The organism is Paracoccus marcusii (assembly GCF_028621715.1).
GTDB classification, from domain to species: Bacteria; Pseudomonadota; Alphaproteobacteria; order Rhodobacterales; family Rhodobacteraceae; genus Paracoccus; species Paracoccus marcusii.
Genome location: NZ_CP117466.1, coordinates 563237 through 585330 on the forward strand (window position 1 = coordinate 563237; position 22094 = coordinate 585330).

General features: G+C 68.7%; 23 protein-coding genes. 12 read left to right on the forward strand and 11 right to left on the reverse strand.

Annotation, left to right across the window (positions count from 1 at the left end; genetic code table 11):
• Positions 1 to 59 precede the first annotated feature (59 nt).
• From accD to PRL19_RS02780, 3 genes are read left to right on the forward strand one after another with little or no spacing between them, the layout of a single operon-like run.
• Positions 60 to 1001 (forward strand): acetyl-CoA carboxylase, carboxyltransferase subunit beta, encoded by a 942-nt coding sequence (accD, locus tag PRL19_RS02770; protein ID WP_045982399.1) that lies wholly within the window; start codon positions 60 to 62, stop codon positions 999 to 1001.
• A gap of 54 nt (positions 1002 to 1055) precedes the next feature.
• The gene (locus tag PRL19_RS02775) at positions 1056 to 2324 is read left to right on the forward strand and encodes a bifunctional folylpolyglutamate synthase/dihydrofolate synthase (RefSeq protein WP_273743794.1); all 1269 of its coding nucleotides are present in this window, start codon (positions 1056 to 1058) and stop codon (positions 2322 to 2324) included.
• Between the two features lie 26 nt (positions 2325 to 2350).
• Entirely contained in the window at positions 2351 to 2716 is a 366-nt protein-coding gene (locus PRL19_RS02780) for a DUF983 domain-containing protein (protein ID WP_045982397.1), read from the forward strand.
• A 19-nt stretch (positions 2717 to 2735) separates the two neighbouring features.
• On the opposite strand, the gene PRL19_RS02785 is transcribed toward PRL19_RS02780, so the two are convergent.
• Both PRL19_RS02785 and lysM read right to left on the reverse strand, forming a co-directional pair.
• Positions 2736 to 4619 carry an acyl-CoA synthetase gene (locus PRL19_RS02785; protein ID WP_273743795.1) on the reverse strand — a complete coding sequence of 628 codons (1884 nt, stop codon included), beginning with the start codon at positions 4617 to 4619 and terminating at the stop codon, positions 2736 to 2738.
• Positions 4620 to 4780: 161 nt separating this feature from the next.
• The gene (gene lysM, locus PRL19_RS02790; RefSeq protein ID WP_273743796.1) at positions 4781 to 5287 is read right to left on the reverse strand and encodes a peptidoglycan-binding protein LysM; all 507 of its coding nucleotides are present in this window, start codon (positions 5285 to 5287) and stop codon (positions 4781 to 4783) included.
• Between the two features lie 158 nt (positions 5288 to 5445).
• On the opposite strand from lysM, the gene PRL19_RS02795 reads away from it, so the two are divergent.
• The gene (locus PRL19_RS02795) at positions 5446 to 5991 is read left to right on the forward strand and encodes a CAP domain-containing protein (protein WP_273743797.1); all 546 of its coding nucleotides are present in this window, start codon (positions 5446 to 5448) and stop codon (positions 5989 to 5991) included.
• Positions 5992 to 6048: 57 nt separating this feature from the next.
• On the forward strand, positions 6049 to 6525 hold the full coding sequence (locus tag PRL19_RS02800) for a CAP domain-containing protein (protein ID WP_164871356.1): 477 nt from the start codon (positions 6049 to 6051) through the stop codon (positions 6523 to 6525).
• Here the strand turns inward: PRL19_RS02800 and PRL19_RS02805 are convergent.
• A complete protein-coding gene (locus PRL19_RS02805) occupies positions 6522 to 8324 on the reverse strand; it encodes an ABC transporter transmembrane domain-containing protein (RefSeq protein ID WP_273743798.1) in 1803 nt (600 codons plus the stop codon). The genes PRL19_RS02800 and PRL19_RS02805 overlap by 4 nt on opposite strands.
• A gap of 70 nt (positions 8325 to 8394) precedes the next feature.
• Positions 8395 to 9003, reverse strand: a complete 609-nt coding sequence (locus PRL19_RS02810; protein WP_045983308.1) for a 5'-methylthioadenosine/S-adenosylhomocysteine nucleosidase — start codon at positions 9001 to 9003, stop codon at positions 8395 to 8397.
• Positions 9004 to 9134: 131 nt separating this feature from the next.
• On the opposite strand from PRL19_RS02810, the gene zapE reads away from it, so the two are divergent.
• Complete coding sequence (gene zapE, locus PRL19_RS02815; RefSeq protein WP_273743799.1) at positions 9135 to 10244, forward strand: cell division protein ZapE; 1110 nt, start codon at positions 9135 to 9137, stop codon at positions 10242 to 10244.
• On the opposite strand, the gene PRL19_RS02820 is transcribed toward zapE, so the two are convergent.
• Positions 10241 to 10858: a DsbA family protein gene (locus PRL19_RS02820; RefSeq protein ID WP_273743800.1), complete on the reverse strand. Its 618-nt coding sequence runs from the start codon at positions 10856 to 10858 to the stop codon at positions 10241 to 10243. The two genes, zapE and PRL19_RS02820, sit on opposite strands and share 4 nt — an antisense overlap.
• Positions 10859 to 10918: 60 nt before the next feature.
• Here PRL19_RS02820 and PRL19_RS02825 point away from each other — a divergent pair, with 60 nt between their 5' ends.
• The 3 genes from PRL19_RS02825 (at position 10919) to PRL19_RS02835 (ending at position 12366) form a co-directional block, all read left to right on the forward strand.
• On the forward strand, positions 10919 to 11239 hold the full coding sequence (locus PRL19_RS02825) for an HNH endonuclease family protein (protein ID WP_232303365.1): 321 nt from the start codon (positions 10919 to 10921) through the stop codon (positions 11237 to 11239).
• 79 nt (positions 11240 to 11318) lie between these two features.
• Positions 11319 to 11528, forward strand: coding sequence for a hypothetical protein (locus tag PRL19_RS02830; RefSeq protein ID WP_273743801.1), 210 nt, complete (start codon positions 11319 to 11321; stop codon positions 11526 to 11528).
• Between the two features lie 265 nt (positions 11529 to 11793).
• A complete protein-coding gene (locus PRL19_RS02835; RefSeq protein WP_046001250.1) occupies positions 11794 to 12366 on the forward strand; it encodes an outer membrane protein in 573 nt (190 codons plus the stop codon).
• Between the two features lie 69 nt (positions 12367 to 12435).
• Here the strand turns inward: PRL19_RS02835 and ettA are convergent, their stop codons facing one another.
• Genes ettA through rimO form a run of 3 tightly spaced genes read right to left on the reverse strand, consistent with a single transcriptional unit; the run spans position 12436 to position 16406 of the window.
• A complete protein-coding gene (gene ettA, locus PRL19_RS02840; RefSeq protein ID WP_045983314.1) occupies positions 12436 to 14091 on the reverse strand; it encodes an energy-dependent translational throttle protein EttA in 1656 nt (551 codons plus the stop codon).
• 55 nt (positions 14092 to 14146) lie between these two features.
• On the reverse strand, positions 14147 to 15046 hold the full coding sequence (locus tag PRL19_RS02845) for a sulfotransferase family protein (protein ID WP_273743802.1): 900 nt from the start codon (positions 15044 to 15046) through the stop codon (positions 14147 to 14149).
• Positions 15036 to 16406 (reverse strand): 30S ribosomal protein S12 methylthiotransferase RimO, encoded by a 1371-nt coding sequence (rimO, locus tag PRL19_RS02850; protein ID WP_273743803.1) that lies wholly within the window; start codon positions 16404 to 16406, stop codon positions 15036 to 15038. Before rimO ends, PRL19_RS02845 begins: the two co-directional genes overlap by 11 nt.
• Before the next feature lie 247 nt (positions 16407 to 16653).
• On the opposite strand from rimO, the gene PRL19_RS02855 reads away from it, so the two are divergent.
• Positions 16654 to 17124 (forward strand): hypothetical protein, encoded by a 471-nt coding sequence (locus PRL19_RS02855; RefSeq protein WP_239441348.1) that lies wholly within the window; start codon positions 16654 to 16656, stop codon positions 17122 to 17124.
• On the opposite strand, the gene PRL19_RS02860 is transcribed toward PRL19_RS02855, so the two are convergent.
• From PRL19_RS02860 to mnmC2, 3 genes are all read right to left on the reverse strand, one after another.
• Positions 17121 to 17882: an ABC transporter permease gene (locus PRL19_RS02860; protein ID WP_045983333.1), complete on the reverse strand. Its 762-nt coding sequence runs from the start codon at positions 17880 to 17882 to the stop codon at positions 17121 to 17123. The genes PRL19_RS02855 and PRL19_RS02860 overlap by 4 nt on opposite strands.
• A 2-nt stretch (positions 17883 to 17884) precedes the next feature.
• On the reverse strand, positions 17885 to 18814 hold the full coding sequence (locus PRL19_RS02865) for an ABC transporter ATP-binding protein (protein ID WP_217845358.1): 930 nt from the start codon (positions 18812 to 18814) through the stop codon (positions 17885 to 17887).
• A gap of 108 nt (positions 18815 to 18922) precedes the next feature.
• Positions 18923 to 19606 carry a tRNA (5-methylaminomethyl-2-thiouridine)(34)-methyltransferase MnmC2 gene (gene mnmC2, locus PRL19_RS02870; RefSeq protein ID WP_148910904.1) on the reverse strand — a complete coding sequence of 228 codons (684 nt, stop codon included), beginning with the start codon at positions 19604 to 19606 and terminating at the stop codon, positions 18923 to 18925.
• 28 nt (positions 19607 to 19634) lie between these two features.
• Between mnmC2 and PRL19_RS02875 the strand changes: the two genes are divergently transcribed.
• The gene (locus tag PRL19_RS02875; protein ID WP_273743804.1) at positions 19635 to 20666 is read left to right on the forward strand and encodes an NAD(P)/FAD-dependent oxidoreductase; all 1032 of its coding nucleotides are present in this window, start codon (positions 19635 to 19637) and stop codon (positions 20664 to 20666) included.
• Between the two features lie 121 nt (positions 20667 to 20787).
• Positions 20788 to 22056 (forward strand): DUF4202 family protein, encoded by a 1269-nt coding sequence (locus PRL19_RS15720; protein ID WP_373945958.1) that lies wholly within the window; start codon positions 20788 to 20790, stop codon positions 22054 to 22056.
• The last annotated feature ends 38 nt before the right edge of the window (positions 22057 to 22094 follow it).

Consider the following 22094-nt stretch of genomic DNA (forward strand, 5'->3'; position numbering starts at 1 on the left):
ATTGCAATTCCCCGCGTGGGGCCCTATCTGGGGGCCTGAAACAGCCAAGGCCATTCGCGATGAACTGGATCACGAACTACGTCCGCCCGCGCATCAACTCGCTGTTCTCGCGGCGCGAAGTCCCCGAGAACCTGTGGACGAAATGCCCCGAATGCGGGACGATGCTGTTCCACCGCGAATTGTCGGACAACCTGAACGTCTGCACGAACTGCGATCACCACATGGCGATCACGCCGCGCGACCGCTTCGGTGCGCTGTTCGACGGCGGCGCCTTCGTCGAGGTCAAGGTCCCCGAGCCCATCGCAGACCCGCTGCAGTTCCGCGACCAGAAGAAATACCCCGACCGCATGAAGGCTGCGCAGAAATCCACCGGCGAAAAGGAGGCCATGCTGGTCGCCGAGGGAGAGATCGGCCGCACCCCGGTCATCGCCGTGGGCCAGGACTTCAGCTTCATGGGCGGGTCCATGGGCATGTATGTGGGCAATGCGATCGTGGCGGCCGCCGAACGGGCGATCAAGGTTCGAAAGCCGATGATCCTCTTCTCCGCAGCGGGCGGCGCCCGCATGCAGGAGGGGATCCTGTCCCTGATGCAGATGCCCCGCACCACCGTCGCGGTCGAGATGCTGCGCGAGGCCGGCATCCCCTACATCGTCGTGCTGACCCACCCGACCACGGGCGGCGTCACCGCCAGCTATGCCATGCTAGGCGACATCCACATCGCCGAACCCAACGCGCTGATCTGCTTTGCCGGCCCGCGCGTGATTGAACAGACGATCCGCGAGAAGCTGCCCGAAGGGTTCCAGCGCGCCGAATACCTGCTGGAACACGGCATGCTGGACCGCGTGACCCATCGCGGCAAGCTGCGCGACGAACTGGTCTCGATCCTGCGGATGCTGGGCGGCCTGCCCGCCCCCACCCGCGCCGACCTGCCAGCGCCCGAACCGGTCAACGACCCGATCCCGGCGCCGGCTCCCACGCCTGCGCCGGCCCCGGCCGAGTAATTCTTCTTTGTCGAAATACCCCGGGGGTCCGGGGGCTGGCCCCCGGTGCATGACATGACCACATCCGATGCGATCCTGTCGCGCCTCATGGCGCTGCACCCCAAGGTGATCGACCTGTCGCTCGACCGAATGCACCGCCTTCTGGCGGCCTTGGGCAACCCCGAACGTGCCATCCCCCCGGTGATCCACATCGCGGGCACCAACGGCAAGGGCAGCACGCAAGCGATGATCCGCGCGGGGCTCGAAGCCGGGGGGGCGCGGGTCCATGCCTATACCTCGCCGCACCTGGCGCAGTTTCGCGAACGCATCCGCCTGGCGGGCACCCTGATCGAGGACGACGCCTTGGCCGACCTGCTGGCCCAGGTCGAGGCCGCGAATGACGGCCAGCCCATCACCTTCTTCGAGATCACCACCGCCGCGGCCTTCCTGGCCTTCGCCCGCACCCCCGCAGACTTCACCCTGCTGGAGGTCGGACTGGGCGGGCGCCTGGACGCGACCAACGTCATCGACGCACCGCGCCTGACGGTCATCACGCCGGTCTCGATCGACCACACCCAGTACCTGGGAGAGACGCTGCCCCTGATCGCCGCCGAAAAGGCCGGCATCATCAAGCCCCGCGTCCCCGTCATCGTCGGCCCCCAGGACGACGATGCCCTGCGCGTGATCGAGGCGCGCGCCATGGGCCTGTCCGCGCCCATCGTCGCACATGGCCAGCACTGGATGATCCAGCCCGAACGCGACGGCATGGTGTTCCAGGACGATCACGGGCTGTGGGACCTGCCCCGCCCGAAGCTGATCGGCCCGCACCAGGTCCAGAACGCGGGCACCGCGCTGGCCGCCCTGCGCGCGCTTGGTGCCACCGACGCGCAGGCCCGCGCCGCCGTCACGCAGGCCGAATGGCCCGCCCGGATGCAGCGCCTGCGCCACGGTCCGCTGGTCGATCTGGCCCAGGGGGCAGAGCTGTGGCTGGACGGCGGGCACAACCCGGCGGGCGGGCAGGCGCTGGCCGCGACCCTGGCCGCGATGCCCGCGCGCCCCACGCATCTGGTCTGCGGCATGCTGAACACCAAGGATGTCGCGGGCTATCTGCGTCCGCTGGCCGACCACGCCGCCAGCCTGACCGCCATCGACATCCCCGGAGAGCCGAACACCCTGCCTGCCACCCAGACCGCCGCCGCCGCGCGCCAGATCGGCATGACCGCGCATGTGGCCCAGGATGCCGCGCAGGCGGTGGAACAGCTGGTGAGCCGCCACCCCGGCGCGCGTATCCTGATCTGTGGATCCCTGTATCTGGCCGGGCGCATCCTACGCGACAACGGCTAGGCCACGCCCGAACCCAAGGACAGCCCATGACCCAGATCCGAGACAGCCGCGCCGCCATCCTGCGGGGCGTCATGAACCGCTGCCCTTCCTGCGGAGAGGGGCAGCTGATGCAGGGCTATCTGAAGGTGAACCCGGTCTGCGCGCATTGCCAGGCGCCCCTGTCCCGCTATCCGGCGGCGGACGGGCCGGCCTTCTTCACCATGACGGTGATGCTGCTGGTGCTGATCCCGCTGTTCGGCATCATCTGGAACGTCTGGCGCCCCGAACCCGCGACGCTGCTGGCGGTCACCGGGCTGATCACCACGGTGATGACACTTGTGCTGCTGCGCCTGATCAAGGGCGCCTTCATCGGCTATCTGTGGGCAAAGGACGAACAGGACCGGGGCGCCTGACGGCCCCCGGTCCCCGCCGTCACGCCCAGTCCCAGGGCGTCGTGAACTGGCCCAGCCTCTCGCGGACCTGATCCTCGGCGACGTTGCCCTCGCGCGACAGGCGGGCGACCAACCCGCGCTTCTTGTCCTCGCGCACCTCGACCACGCGGGCGCCGGTGCCCTGCAGGGCGGCGTCATAGACGCGGCTGATGGCCAGGCGGCGCAGGTCCGGCTTGAAGATCTTGCCGACCGCGGTCTTGGGCAGCTCCGACAGGATCTCGATATGCTTGGGGACGGCGGCGCGTTCATGGATGTGGTCGCGGGCATGGGCCGCCAGTTCGTCCACGGTCACCGTGGCTCCGCCAACCAGTTCCACATAGACGCAGGGCAGTTCGCCCGCGAAGGCGTCGGGCTGGCCGATGGCGCCGGCGAACGCGACGGCGGGGTGCGACAGCATCCCCTCCTCGATCTCGGCGGGGTCGATGTTGTGGCCGCCGCGGATGATCAGGTCCTTGGCCCGCCCGGTGATCCACAGATAGCCGTCCGCGTCGATCCGGCCCAGATCGCCCGTGCGCAGGTACCGATCGTCGGCGAACAGCTTATGGTTCTTGTCTGCCTCGGTATAGGTCGAGCCGGGGAAGACGCCGGGATTGGCGACGCAGATCTCTCCGACGACATCGGTGGGGCATTCGTGCACCCGGCCCGCATCGTCGTGGTTCAGGATGCGGACATGCGTGTGCGGCAGCGGGATGCCCACCGAGCCCACCTTCTTCAGCCCGTCCACCGGGTTGCAGCTGACCAGGCAGGTGGCCTCGGTCAGGCCGTAGCCTTCGGCGATCTCCACCCCGGTGGCCGCCTTGAAGCGGTTATACAGCTCGATCGGCAGCGGCGCCGAACCCGAGATGGCGGTCTTCAGGCTGCCCACATCGGCGTTGACCGGACGCTGCATCAGCGCGGCGATGGCCGTGGGCACGGTGATCAGGAACGTCGCCTGCCAGCGTTCGATCAGCTTCCAGAAGTTGTCGAAGACCCCATCGCCCCGGTATCCGGCAGGCGTGGGCATCACCACATGCGCGCCGGACGCGATGCAGGACATCAGCACCGGATAGGCCGCAAAGACATGGAACATCGGCAGCGGGCACATCAGCACGTCGGTCTCGTCGAACAGCAGCGTCCCCCCAAGCCAGCCGTTATAGATCATGCCGCTGTACTTGTGCTGGGCCACCTTGGGCGTGCCGGTGGTGCCGCCGGTGTGGAAATAGGCCGCGACGCGGTCGGCCTTGGGGTCGTCGAATTCCAGGGCGGTGTGCTTGCGTGCGCTGGTGGCGGCCTCGAAATCCAGGACCTTGGCCTTGTGCCGGACCTTCACCTTGGGGCGGATCAGCGGCACGATAAAGCGTTTCAGGCCGCGCAGATGGCGGTTCAGGTCAACCTCGACCACATGGGTGACGTTCGGGGCCTGGGCCACCGCCTCGGCGGCCTTCTGCGCCACGTCGGTCTTGGGGAAGGCCTTCAGCGTGACCAGCACCTTGGCATTCGCCTCGCGCAGGATGCCGGCGATCTGGGTGGCGTCCAGCAGCGGGTTGATCGGGTTCACGATCCCCGCCGTGGCCCCGGCCAGCAGGACCACCGGCGTCTCTATGCTGTTGGGCAGAAGGTACGCGACGGTGTCGGTCGGCCCCACGCCCAGACTGCGGAACAGGTTGGCGGTTTCGGTCACGCGTTCCAGCAGGTCCTGCCAGGACAGGGTAACGGCGTGATCCTTGGGCCCCGACAGCAGCTGGAACGAGATCGCGGGCCGCTGCGGAAACCGCTCGGCCGTGCGCGACAGGAATTCATAGATCGTGACCGGCAGGCCGCGCGCGTCAAAGCTGCCTTCCTGTTCGATCCTGTCGCGGTCCGCATAGCTGCCGAACTTGCCCATCTGGTCCCCCTGCTGTCGGGCCGCATCGGCTGCGGCCCCTCCCTGCGGGTAAGGATGGTCCGACAAGGCCGGGCGGGGCAAGTCCCGACCGGTCCGCCGCATGTGAAAACGCCGCGTCAACCGATGGCCGACGCGGCGTCATGACGGTCCGACCGGGGTGGTCAGTCCGCGGCGGGAATGCGCAGGACCTGGCCCGGATAGATCTTGTCGGGATCGCTTAGCATCGGGCGGTTCGCCTCGAAGATCGCGGCGTACTTGTTCGCGTTGCCCAAGTGCTCCTTGGCGATGGCGGACAGGGTCTCTCCCTTCTTCACGGTGTGGAAGACGGGTTGGGGGGCGTCGGCGGGCAGGTCGGCCTCGACCTTGGCGATGCCCTCGATGTTGCCGACGGCCAGGATCAGCTTTTCCAGCGTCTCGCGGTCGGCGCCCTTGGATTCGACGACCACCGTGTCGCCGCGCAGGCGAAGGTGCACGTCGTCGCCGTCCAGGTTCAGGGCGCGCAGTTCGGCCTTCAACGCCGCGACCTTGCACTGGGTGTCGTCCTGGGCCGCGGGCTGCGCGGCGGCGGGGGCTGCGGCAGGGGCCGCGGCGGCGGGCTTGGGCGTGGCGGCCTCGGCCTTGCCGAAGACCGACTTGCCCGCGTCTTTCACGAAATCCCAGATGGCCATGTGCAAAGGTCCTTGTGATGTTCCGCCACCGAACGACCGCCATGTCGGCACGGTTCCGCCAAACCGGGGCGCCAGGGCCGCATCGGGGCGAAAGCGCTTGTTAACCCGGGGCGGCTATAAGAACCAAGGCGCGCTTGGAAACGGGGTCACCGCAGGGCATGACGAACTGGACAGGATACGGACGGGGATCGCTGATGATCCTGGGCGCGGCGCTGCTGGCGGGATGCGCGGCCACCCCGCAGGCGCCGGTGGGACACGACCCCCACGCGGTCCAAGTCGGCCCGCCCGGACCCGCGCAATGCGGCGTGACGGCGCCGGACCGGAACGCGATGGCCGCGCAGGTGAGCAACCGCGCGCGGGCCCGCGCCGGCCTGACGCCACTGCGCGCCGACGCCCGGCTGGCCCGGGTCGCGGCGCGCCATGCCTGCGACATGGCGCAGCGCGGGCGAATGACCCATCTGGGCAGCACCACCACCGGACCCGCCGTGCGCCTGAAGCAGGCGGGCTATCAGCCCACCGTCTCGGCCGAGAATATCGCCGCGGGGCCATTCTCGCTGCCGCGGGTGCTGTCGGAATGGACGGCCTCGCCGGGTCATCACGCCAACATCATGCTGCCGCAGGTGCGCGATTTCGGCGTGGGACAGGCGACGTCCCAGGACGGGCGCACGACCTATTGGGCCGCCGTCTATGCGGCCCCCCGTTAGGCCGCGGGCATGACCTGCGGCCCGACCCGTTCGGATGACCACAAAGACGAGGATCGGATGACCCGACATTTCAACCGCATCGCCGCGCTGGCGCTGATCGTGGCCGGCGCATGGCCGGCCCATGCGTCGACATCCTGCGCCACGCCCCCGCCCCGGGCCAGCCAGGCCATTGCGTCCTCCGTCAGCCAGATGCGGGCCCAGGCCGGGCTGGGCGCGGTGACGGTCGATCCCGCGTTGACGGCCGCGGCGACCCGCCAGGCGTGCGAGATGGCCGCCCGCGGCAGGCTCAGCCATCGGGGCGGCGGGGGCGTCAAGGCGCGCGCCCGGTCGGCGGGCTATGCCGCCTCTGTCGTGGCCGAGAACATCGCAGCGGGCCAGCGCGACGCGGGCGCTGCGATGCGCAGCTGGGCGCGGTCGGCGGGGCACCGGTCGAACATGCTGCATGCGCGGGTGCGCCATGTGGGCATCGGCCAGGCGCTGGCGGCGGACGGGCGGACGGTGTTCTGGGCGATGGTGCTGGCCGCCCCGCGCTAGGCGGGGTCGGCCGGCCTGTCGCCCGGCCCGTCGGTGAACTGCATCCGCGCCAGGCGCGCATAGAGCCCGCCCTGCGCGACCAGTTCGTCATGGCTGCCGGTGGCCACGATCCGGCCCTGATCCAGGACCACGATCCGGTCGGCCTTCTTGACCGTCGCCAGGCGGTGCGCCACGACGACGGTCGTGCGCCCCTCGGCCAGGCGGCTGACGGCGGCCTGGACCAGCGATTCGGATTCCGCGTCCAGCGCGCTGGTCGCCTCGTCCAGCAGCAGGACCGGCGCGTCGCGCAGGATCGCGCGGGCGATGGCCACGCGCTGGCGCTGACCGCCGGACAGCATCACGCCGCGTTCGCCCAATGCGGTGTCATATCCCTGCGGCAGGGCCTCGATGAAGTCATGCGCATGCGCCGCGCGCGCCGCGGCCTGCACCTGCGCGTCGGTCGCGTCGGGGCGGCCAAGGCGGATGTTGTCGGCGGCGGATGCGGCAAAGATCACCGGGTCCTGGGGAACCAGCGCGATATGGCTGCGCAGATCGACGCGCGCCAGCTGGCGCAGGTCGGTGCCGTCCATCGTCACGCGACCCGATTGCGGGTCCCAGAACCGCTGGATCAGCTGGATCACGGTCGTCTTGCCCGCCCCAGACGGGCCGACCAGCGCCACGGTCTCCCCCGGCCGGATGGTCAGGTCGATCCCGTGCAGGGCCGGGGCGTCGGGACGCGAGGGAAAGCTGAAGGCCACCCCCTCCAGCACGATCTCTCCGCGCACGGGCAGCAGCAGGGGCACCGGGCGCGCCGGATCGGTCAGCGTGTCCGTCGCGGACAGCAGTTCGGCCAGGCGTTCGGTCGCCCCGGCGGCGCGTTGCAGTTCGCCCCAGATGTCGGACAGGGCGCCAGCCGCGCCCGCGACCAGGATCGCATAGATGACGAACTGCACCAGCTGGCCCGCGGTCATCACCCCGTCTTGGACGTCGCGGGCACCGACCCACAGCACGCCGATCACGCCCGCAAAGATCAGGAAGATCACGATGGCGGTCATCACCGCGCGGGTGCCGATACGGGTGCGGGCCACGACATAGGACTGTTCGGTCACGTCGTCAAAACGCACCATGCTGCGCGCCTCGGCGGTATAGGCCTGGATGGTCTGGGCGGCCAGCAGGGTTTCGGACGCTGTGCCCGAGGATGCGGCGATCCAGTCCTGGTTGGCGCGCGACAGGGCGCGCAGGCGGCGTCCCAGCACGATGATCGGGATCAGGATGGCGGGCACGATCAGCAGCACCAGTCCCATCAGCTTGACCGAGGTCCAGGCCAGCATCGCCATGCCCCCCGCCAGGATCAGCATGTTGCGCAGCGCGATGGACAGCGACGACCCCACGACCGACTGGATCAGCGTGGTGTCGGTGGTGATGCGCGACAGGATTTCCCCTGTCATCACGCGTTCGAAGAAAGCGGGCGACAGGGTGATCACGCGGGCATAGACGGCCTTGCGGATGTCGGCCACGACCCGTTCGCCCAGCCGTGTCACGAAGAAGTACCGCGCCGCCGTGCCCAGGGCCAGCAGCGCCACAATCATCAGGGCCGCGCCGAAATACTTGTCCAGAAGGCCCGCGCCGTCGTCGAAATTGTCGACCACCCGGCGTGCGGCCAGTGGCAGGATCAGGCTGATCGCCGATGTCAGCACCAGCGCCACCAGCGCCAGCACCATCTGCCCGCGATAGGGCCGGACGAACGGCCACAGCGCGCCAAGCGCCCCCACCCGCCGGCTGGTGGGCCGGTCTTCCAGATTGCTTGCGCCGCGTGCCATGCTTGCCCGTCTTTGTCCGTTGCCGCCCCGGTTTAGGGGGCCGCCGCCCCAAGGACAAGCGTGCGCCCTGTCACAGGACCAGCCGCCCCTGCGCCAGCGCCTTGTGCAGCAGGTCCACCGCCGCGGCCAGCTTGCCGTCGATCACCTGAAGATAGCGGGTCCAGTCGTCCATCCCGCCCAGATCGGCCGCCCCGTCGGAGATGCCGCGCAGCCCGATCAGCGGCACGCCGAAATTCTGGGCGGCGCGCAGGTGGGCAAAGGTCTCCATGTCGACCATGTCCTCCTCGATCGCGGCATAGGCGGGGCCGCTGACGATGTCGGCGCCGGTGGACAGGCTGGCCACCGGCAGGCCGGGGATGCGGTGCGGCAGGTCGATCACCCGCGGCAGGTCCAGAAGCGGCGTGCAGCCCCGCGCGAACCCCAGCGCGCTGGCATCCATGTCGCGCCAGGCGACGGCGCCCACCTGATAGACCTCGGTCTGGGCCAGACGCGCGGACCCGGCCGACCCCAGCGACACGATCAGCCGGGGCAGCCGGTCCATGCGGGCCAGCGCGGCGGTCAGCTGGACCGCGGCCTCGATCGGGCCGATGCCGGTCATCAGCGGCTGGATGCGCGCGCGCAGGGCCGGGCCGTATTCGGGCTGGGCGGCCATCACGAACAGGATCGGCAGGTCGGTCATCGGCGCACCTTCGTCAGCGGGGATCGCGTCGGGCGTCGCACGGGGACGCCGCGGTGGTCAAGGCCGCAGACCCTTGCGGGCACGGGCCGCGCCGTGGCAGGGGTGCATCGGTCACAGGACAGGGGCACGCCATGGGCAAGGTCAGCGATCTTTACCGCCAGCGCATCGCATCGGGCGCGCTGCGCCACGACGACGCGCAGGCAGCGGTGCTGCCGCACATGGACCGCGTTCTGGATCAGCTGCAGGCGGCACCGCCGCAGAAGCCGCGATCGGCGTGGCGGGCCTTTCTGGGCGTGGGCAGCCCCGATCCGGTGCCCGCGGTGCAGGGGTCGTATCTGTGGGGCGGCGTGGGGCGTGGCAAGTCCATGCTGATGGACCTGATGGCCGACGCGGCCGGCGACATTCCCACCCGGCGGGTGCATTTCCACGAATTCATGCAGGAGATCCAGGCCGGCCTGAACGAGGCGCGCAAGCGCGGCGAGCAGGACACCGTCCGCCCCGTGGCCGAGGCCGTGGCGGCGCAGGTCCGCCTGCTGTGCTTTGACGAGATGCAGATCACCGACATCGCCGACGCGATGATCGTGGGGCGGCTGTTCCAGGTTCTGTTCGACCAGGGGGTGACGGTGGTCACAACGTCGAACCGCGAACCGGACGACCTGTACAAGCATGGGCTGAACCGCCAGCTGTTCCTGCCCTTCATCGCGCTGATCCGCCAGCGGATGGAGGTGGTCTGCCTGGACAGCCGCACCGACTATCGCCAGAACCGCCAGGGCGGTCAGGTCTGGTTCGCCCCCGCCGATGCGGCGGCACGGGCCGAACTGGACGCCGTCTGGGCCGAGTTGACCGGCGACGCTACGCCCGAACCGCTGGTCCTGACCGTGCAGGGGCGCCAGGTCACCCTGCCCGCCCATGTCGGGCGCGCGGCGCGGTCCAGCTTCTGGGACCTGTGCGGCAAGCCGCTTGGGCCCGCGGATTACCTGGCAGTGGCACGCGCGGTCGACGTGCTGCTGATCGACGGCGTGCCGCGGCTGTCGGCGTCGAACTATAACGAGGCCAAGCGCTTCGTGACGCTGATCGACGCGCTTTACGAGGCGCGGGTCCGGCTGATCGCCAGCGGCGCGGACCAGCCCGAACAGCTGTACAACGAGGGCGAAGGCAGCTTCGAGTTCGAACGCACCGCATCCCGCCTGCGCGAGATGCAGGACGCCGCGTGGGGGCGGCGCGACCCGGCGGGGGACTAGACCCCCATCGTCCGCCGTCCGCGCTGGACCAGGGCGCGCAGCTCCTCCAGCGTCATCGCGCCGAACGCGGCCTCGTCCCCGCAGATGAAGCTTGGCGTGCCCATCAGCCCCATGTGGTCGCCCAGCAGGTGGCTGTAGGTGATGTGGCGCTCGACGGTATCGGCCTGCATGCCTGTGCGGATCGCGGCCTCGTCCAGGCCCAGATCGCGGACGGCGCGCATCACGGTCGCCTCCTCGGCGCGGGCGCGCATGCCCAGCAGGGCGGCGTGCAGCCGCCAGTAGTTGCCCGTGGGCAGCGTCGCCAGCGACGCGCGCGCCGCGAATTCCGATCCGGGACCGAAGACCGGCCATTCGCGCAGCACCACCCGCAGCTGTGGGTCCGACCGGACCAGTTCCGACATCAGCGGCAGCATCGTCTTGCAGTGCGGACAGTTGTAATCGAAGAACTCGGTCAGGGTGATGTTGCCGTCGGGATTGCCCAGCACCGGTGCGGTCGGGTCGCGTTCCAGCGCTTGGCGCAACTCATCGGGCATCGGGTTGGGGCGGTCCTGCGCAAAGGCGGGCATCGCCGCGAAGGCGCCGGCAGAGGCCAGAAGAAAGCGGCGGGTCGGCATGGCTTGTCCTTTCGGCGGGTCCGGGGTCAGATGTCCTTCGGCCTAACCGACGGCGGACAGATGCGTAAATCCAGATATACCGAACCAGAGGTCACGATGGCGTCAGACCCCGACCCGGTCTGCCCGCTGTGCCTGCGCCCGATCCCGCCCGACGTGCCGCAAAGCCGCCATCACCTGATCCCCAAGCTGCGCGGCGGCAAGGGGGGCCCTACGGTGCTGCTGCACCACATCTGCCACAAGACGATCCACAAGACCCTGCGCGAGACGGAGCTGGCGCGAAACGTGAACACGGTCGAGGCGCTGCGCACCCATCCCGACCTGGCCCCGTTCTGGGCCTGGATCGCCCGCCGCCCGCCGGGTTTTTCCGGAAAGACGCGCTGATACCATCGGTTTTTCCGCTTTGCGGAAGCGTGATTCGGGCGCACCCTGAGACAGTCGTCCCCTGCGAAAGGACTGTCCCATGCCCCGATCGTTCCTGACCGCGCTGCTCTTGGGTGCCCTGACCGCCCCTGCGGCCTTGGCCCAGACCGGACCGCCCCAGGCCCCGGCGCCCGCGCCCATCGTGATCCCCTCCCCCCAGGACGCCCGCACCCCCGATGCCCCCCTTCCGACCAATCCGGCCATGACCGGCAAGCGGTCCTGCGGCGGGGCCCGGCAGGTCACATCCTGACAGGCGCACTGCCTCGACAAGGTCCGCGCAGGCGGTGAACCGCGCGTCTCGGCCTGAGCGCCCTGGCTTTGGCGGCAGGTCGTGATCGGCACAGGCCCCCTGTGCGGCCCCACGCCCGGGTTCGGCTGGCGTCGCTCACGCGGGTTCACAAGCCTGTGGTTGCGACCATGCAACGCCGCCCACGGGCATTCCGGGCGTCAACCTTTCGGCAGCAGGGTCAGACGGTTAGGTCTGCCCCGTCATCAGACTGAGAAGGACCCCCATCATGAAACTTGCATTCGCAACCCTGGGCGCAAGCCTGTTCGCCGTCACCGCCCATGCCGGCGGCTATGTCGCCCCCGTGGTCGAGCCCGCCCCCGCACCCGTCGTCGCCCCCGTCGCGGCACCCGTGTCCGACTGGACCGGCTTCTATGCCGGTCTGCAGTACGGCCAGGGCGATGCCGACCTGAGCGACGCCGACTCGCTGGACTTCGATGCCTACGGCGTCCACGGCGGCTACAACCGCGATTTCGGCCAGTTCGTCCTGGGCGGCGAGCTGGACTACAACCGCATCGACCTGGACGAGGCCGGCGAAGGCGACCTGGTCCGGCTGCGCGGCCGCGCGGGCTATGACCTGGGCCGCTTCATGCCCTACGTCTCTCTGGGCGCTGCGCACGTCGAAACGGACGACCTGTCCGAAACCGCCTTCACCTATGGCATCGGCGCCGACTTCAAGGTCACCGAGCGCATGACCCTGGGCGCGGAATACACCCGCCAGGACTTCGACGACGTCAACGACGTGTCGGGTTTCGACATCGATTCCGACATGGTGCAGGTGCGCGCCTCGTTCCGGTTCTGATCGAAACGGTTCGAATGCGAAAGGCGGCCCCCGCGGGGGCCGCCTTTTTCATTGCCACAACAGGTGCGATCAGCGCGTGAACTTCTTGTACTTCACGCGCTTGGGGTTCACCGAATCAGGGCCCAGGCGGCGGATCTTGTCCTCCTCATAGGCCTCGAAGTTGCCTTCGAACCATTCGACATGCGCGTCGCCCTCGAATGCCAGGATATGCGTGCACAGACGGTCCAGGAAAAAGCGGTCGTGGCTGATGATCACCGCGCAGCCCGCGAAATCGTCCAGCGCCGCCTCCAGCGCCTGCAGCGTCTCGACGTCCAGGTCGTTGGTCGGTTCGTCCAGCAGCAGCACGTTGCCGCCCGATTTCAGCAGCTTGGCCATGTGCACGCGGTTGCGTTCGCCGCCCGACAGGGTGCCGACCTTCTTCTGCTGGTCGCTGCCCTTGAAGTTGAAGGCGCTGCAATAGGCGCGGCTGTTCATCGTCGCGTCGCCCAGGGCGATCAGCTCGGCACCGCCGCTGATCTCCTCCCAGACGTTGTGGTTGTCGCCCAGCGCGTCGCGCGACTGGTCGACATAGGACAGCTGCACCGTCTCGCCCAGGGTGATCGTGCCCTCGTCGGGCTGCTCCTGGCCGGTCAGCATGCGGAACAGCGTCGACTTGCCCGCGCCGTTCGGACCGATCACGCCGACGATGCCGCCGGGCGGGATGGTGAAGTCCAGGTTCTCGATCAGCAGCTTGTCGCCCATCGCCTTCTTCAGGCCGATGACCTCGATCACCTTGCCGCCCAGGCGCTCGCCGTTCGGGATGATGATCTGGGCGCTGGTGATGCGCTCCTTCTCGGTCTTGTTGGCCATCTCGTTATAGGCGTTGACGCGGGCCTTCTGCTTGGCCTGACGGGCCTTGGCGCCGGCGCGGATCCATTCCAGTTCCTTCTCAAGGACCTTCTGCTTGGACTTGTCCTCGCGGGCCTCCTGCGCCACGCGCTTGGCCTTGGCGTCCAGCCACGAGGAATAGTTCCCCTCGTGCGGGATGCCGCGGCCGCGCTCCAGCTCCAGGATCCAGGTCGTGATGTCGTCCAGGAAATAGCGGTCGTGGGTGACGATCAGGATCGTGCCCTTGTATTCGATCAGGTGCTTCTGCAGCCAGGCGATGGTCTCGGCGTCCAGGTGGTTGGTCGGTTCGTCCAGCAGCAACATGTCCGGCGCCTCAAGCAGCAGCTTGCACAGCGCGACTCGGCGGCGTTCGCCACCCGACAGGGTGCTGACATCGGCGTCGTCGGGCGGGCAGCGCAGGGCCTCCATCGCGACATCGACCTGGCTGTCCAGGTCCCACAGGTTCTCGGCGTCGATCTGGTCCTGCAGGGCGGACATCTCCTCGGCGGTCTCGTCCGAGTAGTTCATCGCCAGCTCGTTATAGCGGTCCAGCTTGGCCTGCTTGGCCGCGACCCCCAGCATGACGTTGCCGCGCACGTCGAGGCTTTCGTCCAGATGCGGCTCCTGCGGCAGATAGCCGACGGTCGCACCCTTGGCGGCCCAGGCCTCTCCGGTGAAATCCTTGTCGATGCCGGCCATCACGCGCATCAGGCTGGATTTGCCCGATCCGTTGACGCCGACGACGCCGATCTTGACGCCCGGCAGGAAGTTCAGCTTGATGTTCTCAAACACCTTCTTGCCGCCGGGATAGGTCTTGGACACGCCGTCCATGTGGTAGACGAACTGATAGGACGCCATCGGAAACTCCTGTGAATTTGCCGCTTTGTAAGGGAAACGGGCGTCCGATGGAAGATCAGCGCACCTCGTCCACGAAATCGCCGCCCATGATGTCGCGCAGGGCGTCCATCTGGGGGGCCAGGCGCGCCACCAGCGCGGCGATGGCCGCGGGGGGCGGCATCGGGCCGTCGGGATTTGCGAACACCTTCTGCGTCAGGTTGGCGTAGAAGCAGGGGCCCAGCCCCAGATGCGCCTCGACCGCGTCCATCACCCGGTGCGGCGCGCGCGCGATCCGACCGAAGGGCAGGACCAGCATGTCGGGATAGCGCCTAAGCCAGCGCGGCAGATAGGCGGCATAGTCGCCGCGTTCGTCCAGGACCGGGTTCGCGACCTCGGCCAGCCAGTCGGCCTCGGTCACGGGCACGCGTTTTTCCCGGCGCAGGTTCATGCGCAGCTGCGATATGGCGCGATCGACGGGGTGGCGGATCAGATAGATCACGCGCGCCTTGGGCAGCAGGTCGCGGACCGCCTGCACCCCCTCGTCCGGCAGGCCGGAATATTCCGGGGTGAAATCCATCGGCATCGCGTGTTCGGGCGCGGGGGCGAAGACGCGCTTGTACCACTGGTTGTGGAACATCTTGCCGCTGGTGATGGCCGTCAGATAGGCGTCCAGCTCGGGCTGCAGCTCGACCTTGCGCGCCTTGTGGCGGTCGCGGATCTCCTGCGGCTTGTTGCGGTAATGCCAGGCGATCCAGCGGCGGTGTTCGGGGATGTGCAGATGGTTGAAATACTGCACCTCCTTGAACGGCGGGATCCAGACCTGCGGATGCTGGCCGAGCATCTGGGCCAGCCAGCTGGTCCCGGCCTTCTGCGCACCGATGCACAGCGCTCCAGGCTTGCGGGGCTGGCCCTGGGGATCGAAGGCCGGGCTGATCGTCAGCGTGGTGACCAGGCGCGACAGGGCGTCAGCGCTCAAGTGTTCCCCAAAGGTCATAATCACCCGCCTCGTCCACCGTCACGGTCACAATATCGCCCGGCGACAGGGCGTCAAACCCCTCGTCGATGAACAGGTTTCCGTCAATCTCGGGGGCGTCGGCCTTGGTGCGGCAGGTGGCGCCGCGCTCGTCGACCTCGTCGACGATCACCTGGATGCGCTGGTCGACCTTGGCCTCCAGCTTGGCGGCGCTGATGGCCTGGGCCTTCTCCATGAACCGCGCAAAGCGGTCCTGCTTGACCTCGGCAGGCACGTGGTCGGGCAGGTCGTTGGCCCGCGCGCCCTTGACGTTTTCGTACTGGAACGCGCCTACGCGGTCCAGCTGCGCCTCGTCCAGCCAGTCCAGCAGGGTCTGGAACTCTGCCTCGGTCTCCCCGGGATAGCCCACGATGAAGGTCGAGCGCAGGGTGATGTCGGGGCAGATGTCGCGCCAGGCGGCGATCTCGTCCAAGGTCTTGGCCGCCGCCGCCGGGCGCGCCATGCGGCGCAGGACGTCGGGGTGGGCGTGCTGGAACGGGATGTCCAGATAGGGCAGCACCAGGCCATCCGCCATCAGCGGGATCAGGTCGCGCACATGCGGATAGGGATAGACGTAATGCAGCCGCACCCAGGCCCCAAGGCTGCCCAGATCGCGCGCCAGATCGGTGATGTGGGCGCGGTGCCCCCGGTCGGTCGCGTGCTTCAGGTCCAGCCCATAGGCGCTGGTGTCCTGGCTGATGACCAGCAGTTCCCGCACCCCGGCCTGCACCAGGCGCTCGGCCTCGCGCACCACCGCATGGGCCGGGCGGCTGACCAGACGGCCGCGCATGTCGGGGATGATGCAGAACTTGCACTTGTGATTGCAGCCTTCCGAGATCTTCAGATAGCTGTAATGGCGCGGCGTCAGGCTGACCCCGCTGGCGGGCAGCAGGTCGATGAACGGATCGGGCTGCGGCGGCACGGCGGCATGGACCGCGTCCAGCACCTGTTCATATTGATGCGGACCGGTCACGGCCAGCACCTTGGGATGCGCGCCGGTGATGTAATCCGGTTCCGCCCCCAGGCAGCCTGTGACGATGACGCGGCCATTCTCGCGCAGCGCCTCGCCGATGGCATCCAGGCTCTCGGCCTTGGCGCTGTCCAGGAACCCGCAGGTGTTGACCACCACGGCATCCGCACCATGGTAATCGGCGCTGATCGCATAGCCTTCGGCCCGCAGGCGCGTCAGGATGCGTTCGCTGTCCACCAAGGCCTTGGGGCAGCCAAGGCTGACCATGCCGATGGTCGGCTGACCGTCACGGCGGTCATCCGGGATGCGCGCACGCGCAAGGTCGGGGCGAAGTTCGGGCGGGTTCTGCTGCATCCGCCGCACATAAGCGATTCTGGATCGCGGGGAAAGTCCGTTCCGCGGTCAGCGGCGGCCCATGAAACGACGGATCATCTTGAAGATGGCAAACAGCTTGAGCAGGCGGAACATAGGCTTCTCCGATATGGGTTCGCGGGCCCAACGTCCCCCGCGGGCAACCGGTTCACGGCAATGCGCGTTCCCGATGCCCGTCGTCGCCGGAACGTGATTTCACCACCGCCCGAAAAAAGGACCAGATGTCGCCATGATGAAACCCCGCCGCCTTGCCCTGATCCTTGCCGCCGCCCTGACGGTCGCGACCCCCGCTTTGGCCCAGCAGCCGCAAGGCATCCAGCGCGCGGGAGAGTTCATCGACGTGTGGAACAACCGCGGCGGCAACGTGCTGGAGATGGTGCAGACCCGGCAGGAGCTGGCATCGTCGGGCCGCACGGTGCGCATCCGCGGATATTGCCGGTCGGCCTGCACGATCCTGACGACGATGCCCAATGCCTGCCTGGGGCCGCAGGCGCGGATCGGGTTTCACGCGCCGCGCATCCAGGGCACCCAGATCATCCCGCCCTATGTCGATCAGATCATGGGCAACTTCTATCGTGGCGGCATCCGCGAGCGGTGGTTCGGGGGCTGGAACCGCTCGATGGAGATGAAGATCATCTCGGCCCGCGAATACGTGCGCCTGGACCCGCAGGCGCGGATCTGCGGCAGCCTGCGCCCCTAGTCGCGCAGGCGCCAGCCGGTGGCAAAGATCCAGCGGATGATGGCCAGGCAGATCACGACCATGATCCCCACCGCCACCAGCGACACCCCCACCGGCACGTCGGCCAGTCCGAAGAACGACCAGCGGAACCCCGAGATCAGGTAGAGGACCGGGTTCAGCTTGGCCACGCCCTCCCAGAAGGGCGGCAGCATGCTGGCCGAATAGAAGGCGCCGCCCAGGAAGACCAGCGGCATGATGACCATCATCGGCACGATCTGCAGCTGTTCGAACGACTTGGCCCACAGCCCGATGATGAAGCCCAGCAGGCTGAAGCCGATCGACGACAGGACCAGGAAGGCCACCATCCAGAACGGGTGCAGGATGTGGACGCCGACGAAGACGAAGCTGGTCAGCAGGATCACCAGCGCGATCAGGATCGACTTGACCGCCGCCGCGCCGACGAAGCCCATCGTCACCTCGATCCAGCCGACGGGCGACACCAGGTATTCATAGATCGTGCCGCTGAACTTGGGAAAATAGATGCCGAAGCTTGCGTTGCTGACGGCCTGCTGCAGCACGGTCAGCATCATCAGGCCGGGCACGATGAAGGCCGCGTATTCGACCCCCTCGACCGACTGGATGCGCCCGCCGATGGCCGCGCCGAAGACGACGAAGTACAGCACCGTGGACAGAACGGGCGAGGCCAGCGATTGCCAGATGGTGCGGAAGAACCGCATCATCTCGTGGTGAAAGATGGACCAGACGCCAAACCAGTTGATGCTCATGCCGCGTCCTCGGAGACCAGGGAAAGGAAGACGTCCTCGAGGCTGGATTGCCGCGTGGACACGTCGCGCACGGTGATGCCGCGCGCGGCCAGATCGCCCAGAAGGCGCGCGATGCCGGTGCGTTCGGCCCGCGTGTCGTATTCGAAGGACAGCCGCCGCCCGTCATCCGACAGCGACAGCCCGCGCCCGGACAGATCGCCGGGGATCGCGGCCAAAGGCTGGTCCAGCTCGATCGACAGGGTCTTCTTGCCGAACTCTCCCATCAGCTCGCTGGTCGGCTTGACCAGCAGCAGGCTGCCCTTGGCGATGACGCCGATGCGGTCGGCCATCTCCTCGGCCTCCTCCAGGTAATGGGTGGTCAGGATGATCGTCACGCCCTCGCGGCGCAGATCGCCCACGACCTGCCACATCTCGCGGCGCAGGGCGACGTCGACGCCCGCCGTGGGTTCGTCCAGGAACAGCACCTTGGGCTGGTGCGACAGCGCCTTGGCGATCAGCACGCGGCGCTTCATGCCGCCCGACAGTTCCCGCGTGGCGGCGTCGCGCTTGTCCCACAGCGACAGCGACCGCAGGATGCGCTCGATATAGGCCTCGTCCGGGGGCATGCCGTACAGCCCGCGGGTGAAGCGGACGCAGTTGATGACCTTCTCGAACGGTTCCAGCGCGATCTCCTGGGGGACCAGGCCGATCAGCTTGCGCGCGGCGCGCCAGTCGGTGCGGATGTCGTGCCCGCCCACGCGGACCGTGCCGCCGGTCGGCACCACCAACCCGCAGATGATCGAAATCAGCGTGGTCTTGCCCGCCCCGTTGGGGCCCAGCAGGGCGATGATCTCTCCCTCGTCGATGGACAGGGTCACGTCGTCCAGCGCCTTGGTGCCGCTGCCATATTCCTTGGACAGGTGGTCGATGTCGATGATCGCGCCCATGCGCCTCTCCTGTAGGTGAGTTCGGGGACCTTGGCGCGCCTCGCGCACAGCTGTCCGGTCCCGCAGATAGGCCCTGCCCGCCCCGATTGCCAGTGCGGGACCGCGGATTCAGCCGTCCGACGTCCTCAGCCGCCCCCGGCTCATGTGGCGCTTGCGCCCGAAACCGGGGCTGCGGAGGACCTCGAACCCGGCATCCGACAGCGCCTGGCGGACATGGCCCGCGGCGGTATAGGTGGCGAACGTGCCCCCCGGCGCGGTATGCGCGCCCACCTCGGCCATCACGTCCGCGCCCCACATCTGCGGGTTCTTGGCCGGAGAGAACCCGTCCAGGAACCACGCATCCGCCGCGTCCCGCCACGCGGGCAAGGTCCGGCGCACATCGCCCAGGACCACGGTCAGCGCGACCTGTCCCACGCGGATCACCCCCTGCCCCCATCCGTCGCGCAGCTGCGCCGCCAGCGCCGACAGGTCGGGAAAGGCGGCATGCGCCTGCTCCAGCTGGGCGCGGCTCATCGGAAAGGCCTCGAAGCTGGTCATCCGCACGGGCACCGTCGCCACCTGCGCCAGCGCCAATGCGTTCAGACCGGTGCCGAACCCCGTCTCGGCCACGTGGAACCCCGGCCTCAGCCGTGCGGGCAGGTCGTTGCCTGCAAGGAAGACGTGCCGCGTCTCCTCCAGCCCGCCGCCCAAGCTGAAATAGGGGTCGTCGAACTGCTGTGACACGGGAACGCCCCCATCGCGCCAGTCCAGCGCAGGCTCGTCATCGGGGCGGGGATGGGTTAGGTCGCTCATGACGCATCTGTCGGGAAAGGACGCGGCTTTGGCAAGGGTGATCCATGTGGCGGGGGCCGGCGTCTTCGGGCTGGCCTGTGCCTGGGCGCTGGTCCAGCGCGGCGCGCAGGTCACCGTGTTCGAGGCCGCGACCATCGGCGCAGGATCCTCGGGCGGCCATGTGGGCGCCCTGGCCCCCCATGCGCCCGACCCCTGGAACATCAAGAAACAGCTGCAGCTGGACAGCCTTCTGGCCGCCCCCGCCTTCTGGGCCAGCGTCGAACAGGCCTCCCGCCTGCCTACGGGTTACGCCCGCACCTGCCGCCTGCAACCCGTTCCCGACATGGATACCGCCGCCCGCCTGCCCGACCGCATCGCGGCCGCCGCGCGCCAGTGGCCTGCTGCCATGGGCATGGCGCTGACCCGCGATCCGCACGGCCCGCTGATCCCGCCCAGCCCCACCGGCCTGTGGCTGACCGACGGGCTGACGGCCCGCCTGAACCCCCGCGCCGCCCTGCAGGCCCTGGCCGCTGCGATCCGCGCCGGGGGCGGCCAGATCCATGAACATACGCCGGCCCCCGATGGCCACACCCCCACGATCTGGGCCACGGGCACGCCGGGACTTGTGGCGCTGAACAGCGCGCTGGACCGCAAGATCGGCCAAGGGGTCAAGGGTCAGTCGTTGCTCCTCTCCCACGCCGCCCCTGACAGCCCTCAAATCTTTGCCGACGGGCTGCATATCGTGCCCCATGCGGACGGCACCACGGCCATAGGCTCGACCTCGGAAAACACCTACGACACCGTACACCCCGACCATCAGGCCCAGGACCTGCTGGCCCGCGCCGTCGCGATCTGCCCGGCGCTGGCCGATGCACCCGTCCTCGACATCTGGGCCGGCCTGCGCCCCCGCGCCCGCTCGCGCGCGCCGGTGCTGGCCCCGTGGCCCGGCCGCCCCGGCCACCTGATCGTCAATGGCGGCTTTAAGATCGGCTTCGGCATGGCCCCGCTGATCGCCGACCTGACCGCACAGATCCTTCTGGGCGACCGTCGGGACATCCCCGACCTCTTCGCCCTGCCCTGAGATTTCTCCTTTGCCCAAATACCCCGGGGGGAGTCCACAGGACGGGGGGCAGCGCCCCCCTGCCCGCTTGCCACCCGCGCGCGCCCCGCGCACACTCCCCCCGAACCAGCCGGAGCCCGCGATGACCCGCCTCGACCATGCCTTCACCGCCATTGATGCCGCCAATGCCCAGGACCCGAACCTGGACGACGGCAAGCCTGCGAACCTCCTCTATGGCCAGCGCATGACGGCGGAACAGCAGCGCCTGTTCCCAGACGCCGACGACGTTCTGCGCATCGCCTGCCGCGGCCAGCATGTCGAACGCTGGCTGCTGCCGCGGGCCGACTATCCGATGAACCGCCCCGGCTATCTGGCCTGGCGCCAGGAACAGGGCCGCCGTCACGCGGATCGCATCGCCGGCATCATGGCCGATGCGGGCTATGACGCCGATGACATCGACCGCGCCCGCAAGATGCTGACCAAACAGGGCCTCAAGCGCGACCCCCAGGTGCAGGCGCTGGAGGACGTGATCTGCTTCACCTTCATCCGCTGGTATCTGGGCGATTTCATGGCCGAACAGCCCGACCACAAGATCCCCCGCATCATCGAGAAGACCGCCCGCAAGATGTCGGCCGAGGCCCGCGCCCGCGCCCTGGCCGAATTCCCCATGCCCGAGGCGTTGGCCCAGTATTTCCATGACGCCGATCAGCCGCAGACCCTGTCGCGCGCCGTCATCGTCTCGCATGGCCAGCCCGGCGACCCCGCACCCCAGCAGGCCGCCATCGAGGCGCTGGCCGCCCAGGTCGCGGCCCACGCCCCCGGCGTCGAGGTCCTGGGCGCGACGCTCGCCGACCCCGACGCCCTGCCCCGCACCTGCCGCAGCGACTGCATCATCTATCCGATGTTCATGGCCGAGGGCTGGTTCACCGGCGTCGAACTGCCCCGCCGCCTGACCCAGGCCGGCGCACCGGGCGCGCATATCATGCGCCCCTTCGGCACCGATCCCGGCCTCGACGCGCTGGTCGTCGAAAAGGCGCGCCAGGCGGCGGACGCCCAGGGCTGGGCGCTGTCAGATACGACCCTGCTCCTCTCCGCGCATGGATCGCAGCGTGGGCAGGCTAGCCACGACATCACCATGGCACTGGCCGCCCGCATCGCGCCGCATTTCGCCCGCGTCGTCGCGGGCTTCGTCGAACAGGAGCCCTTCATCGCCGACGCCGCCCGCGGCTTGGATCGTGCCATCAGCCTGCCGATGTTCGCGCTGCGCGCGGAGCATGTGCTGGACGACCTGCCGCAGGCGCTGGATCAGGCGGGCTTCACCGGCCCGCGTCTGGACCCGGTGGGCCTCGCGCCCGAAGTGCCCGCGATGATCGCAGCCTCCATCGCCAGAGAAGTTTCAAGCTTGAAATGATTTCGGACCCGTGCCAGCCTGCAGCGCAGGAGGTGGCA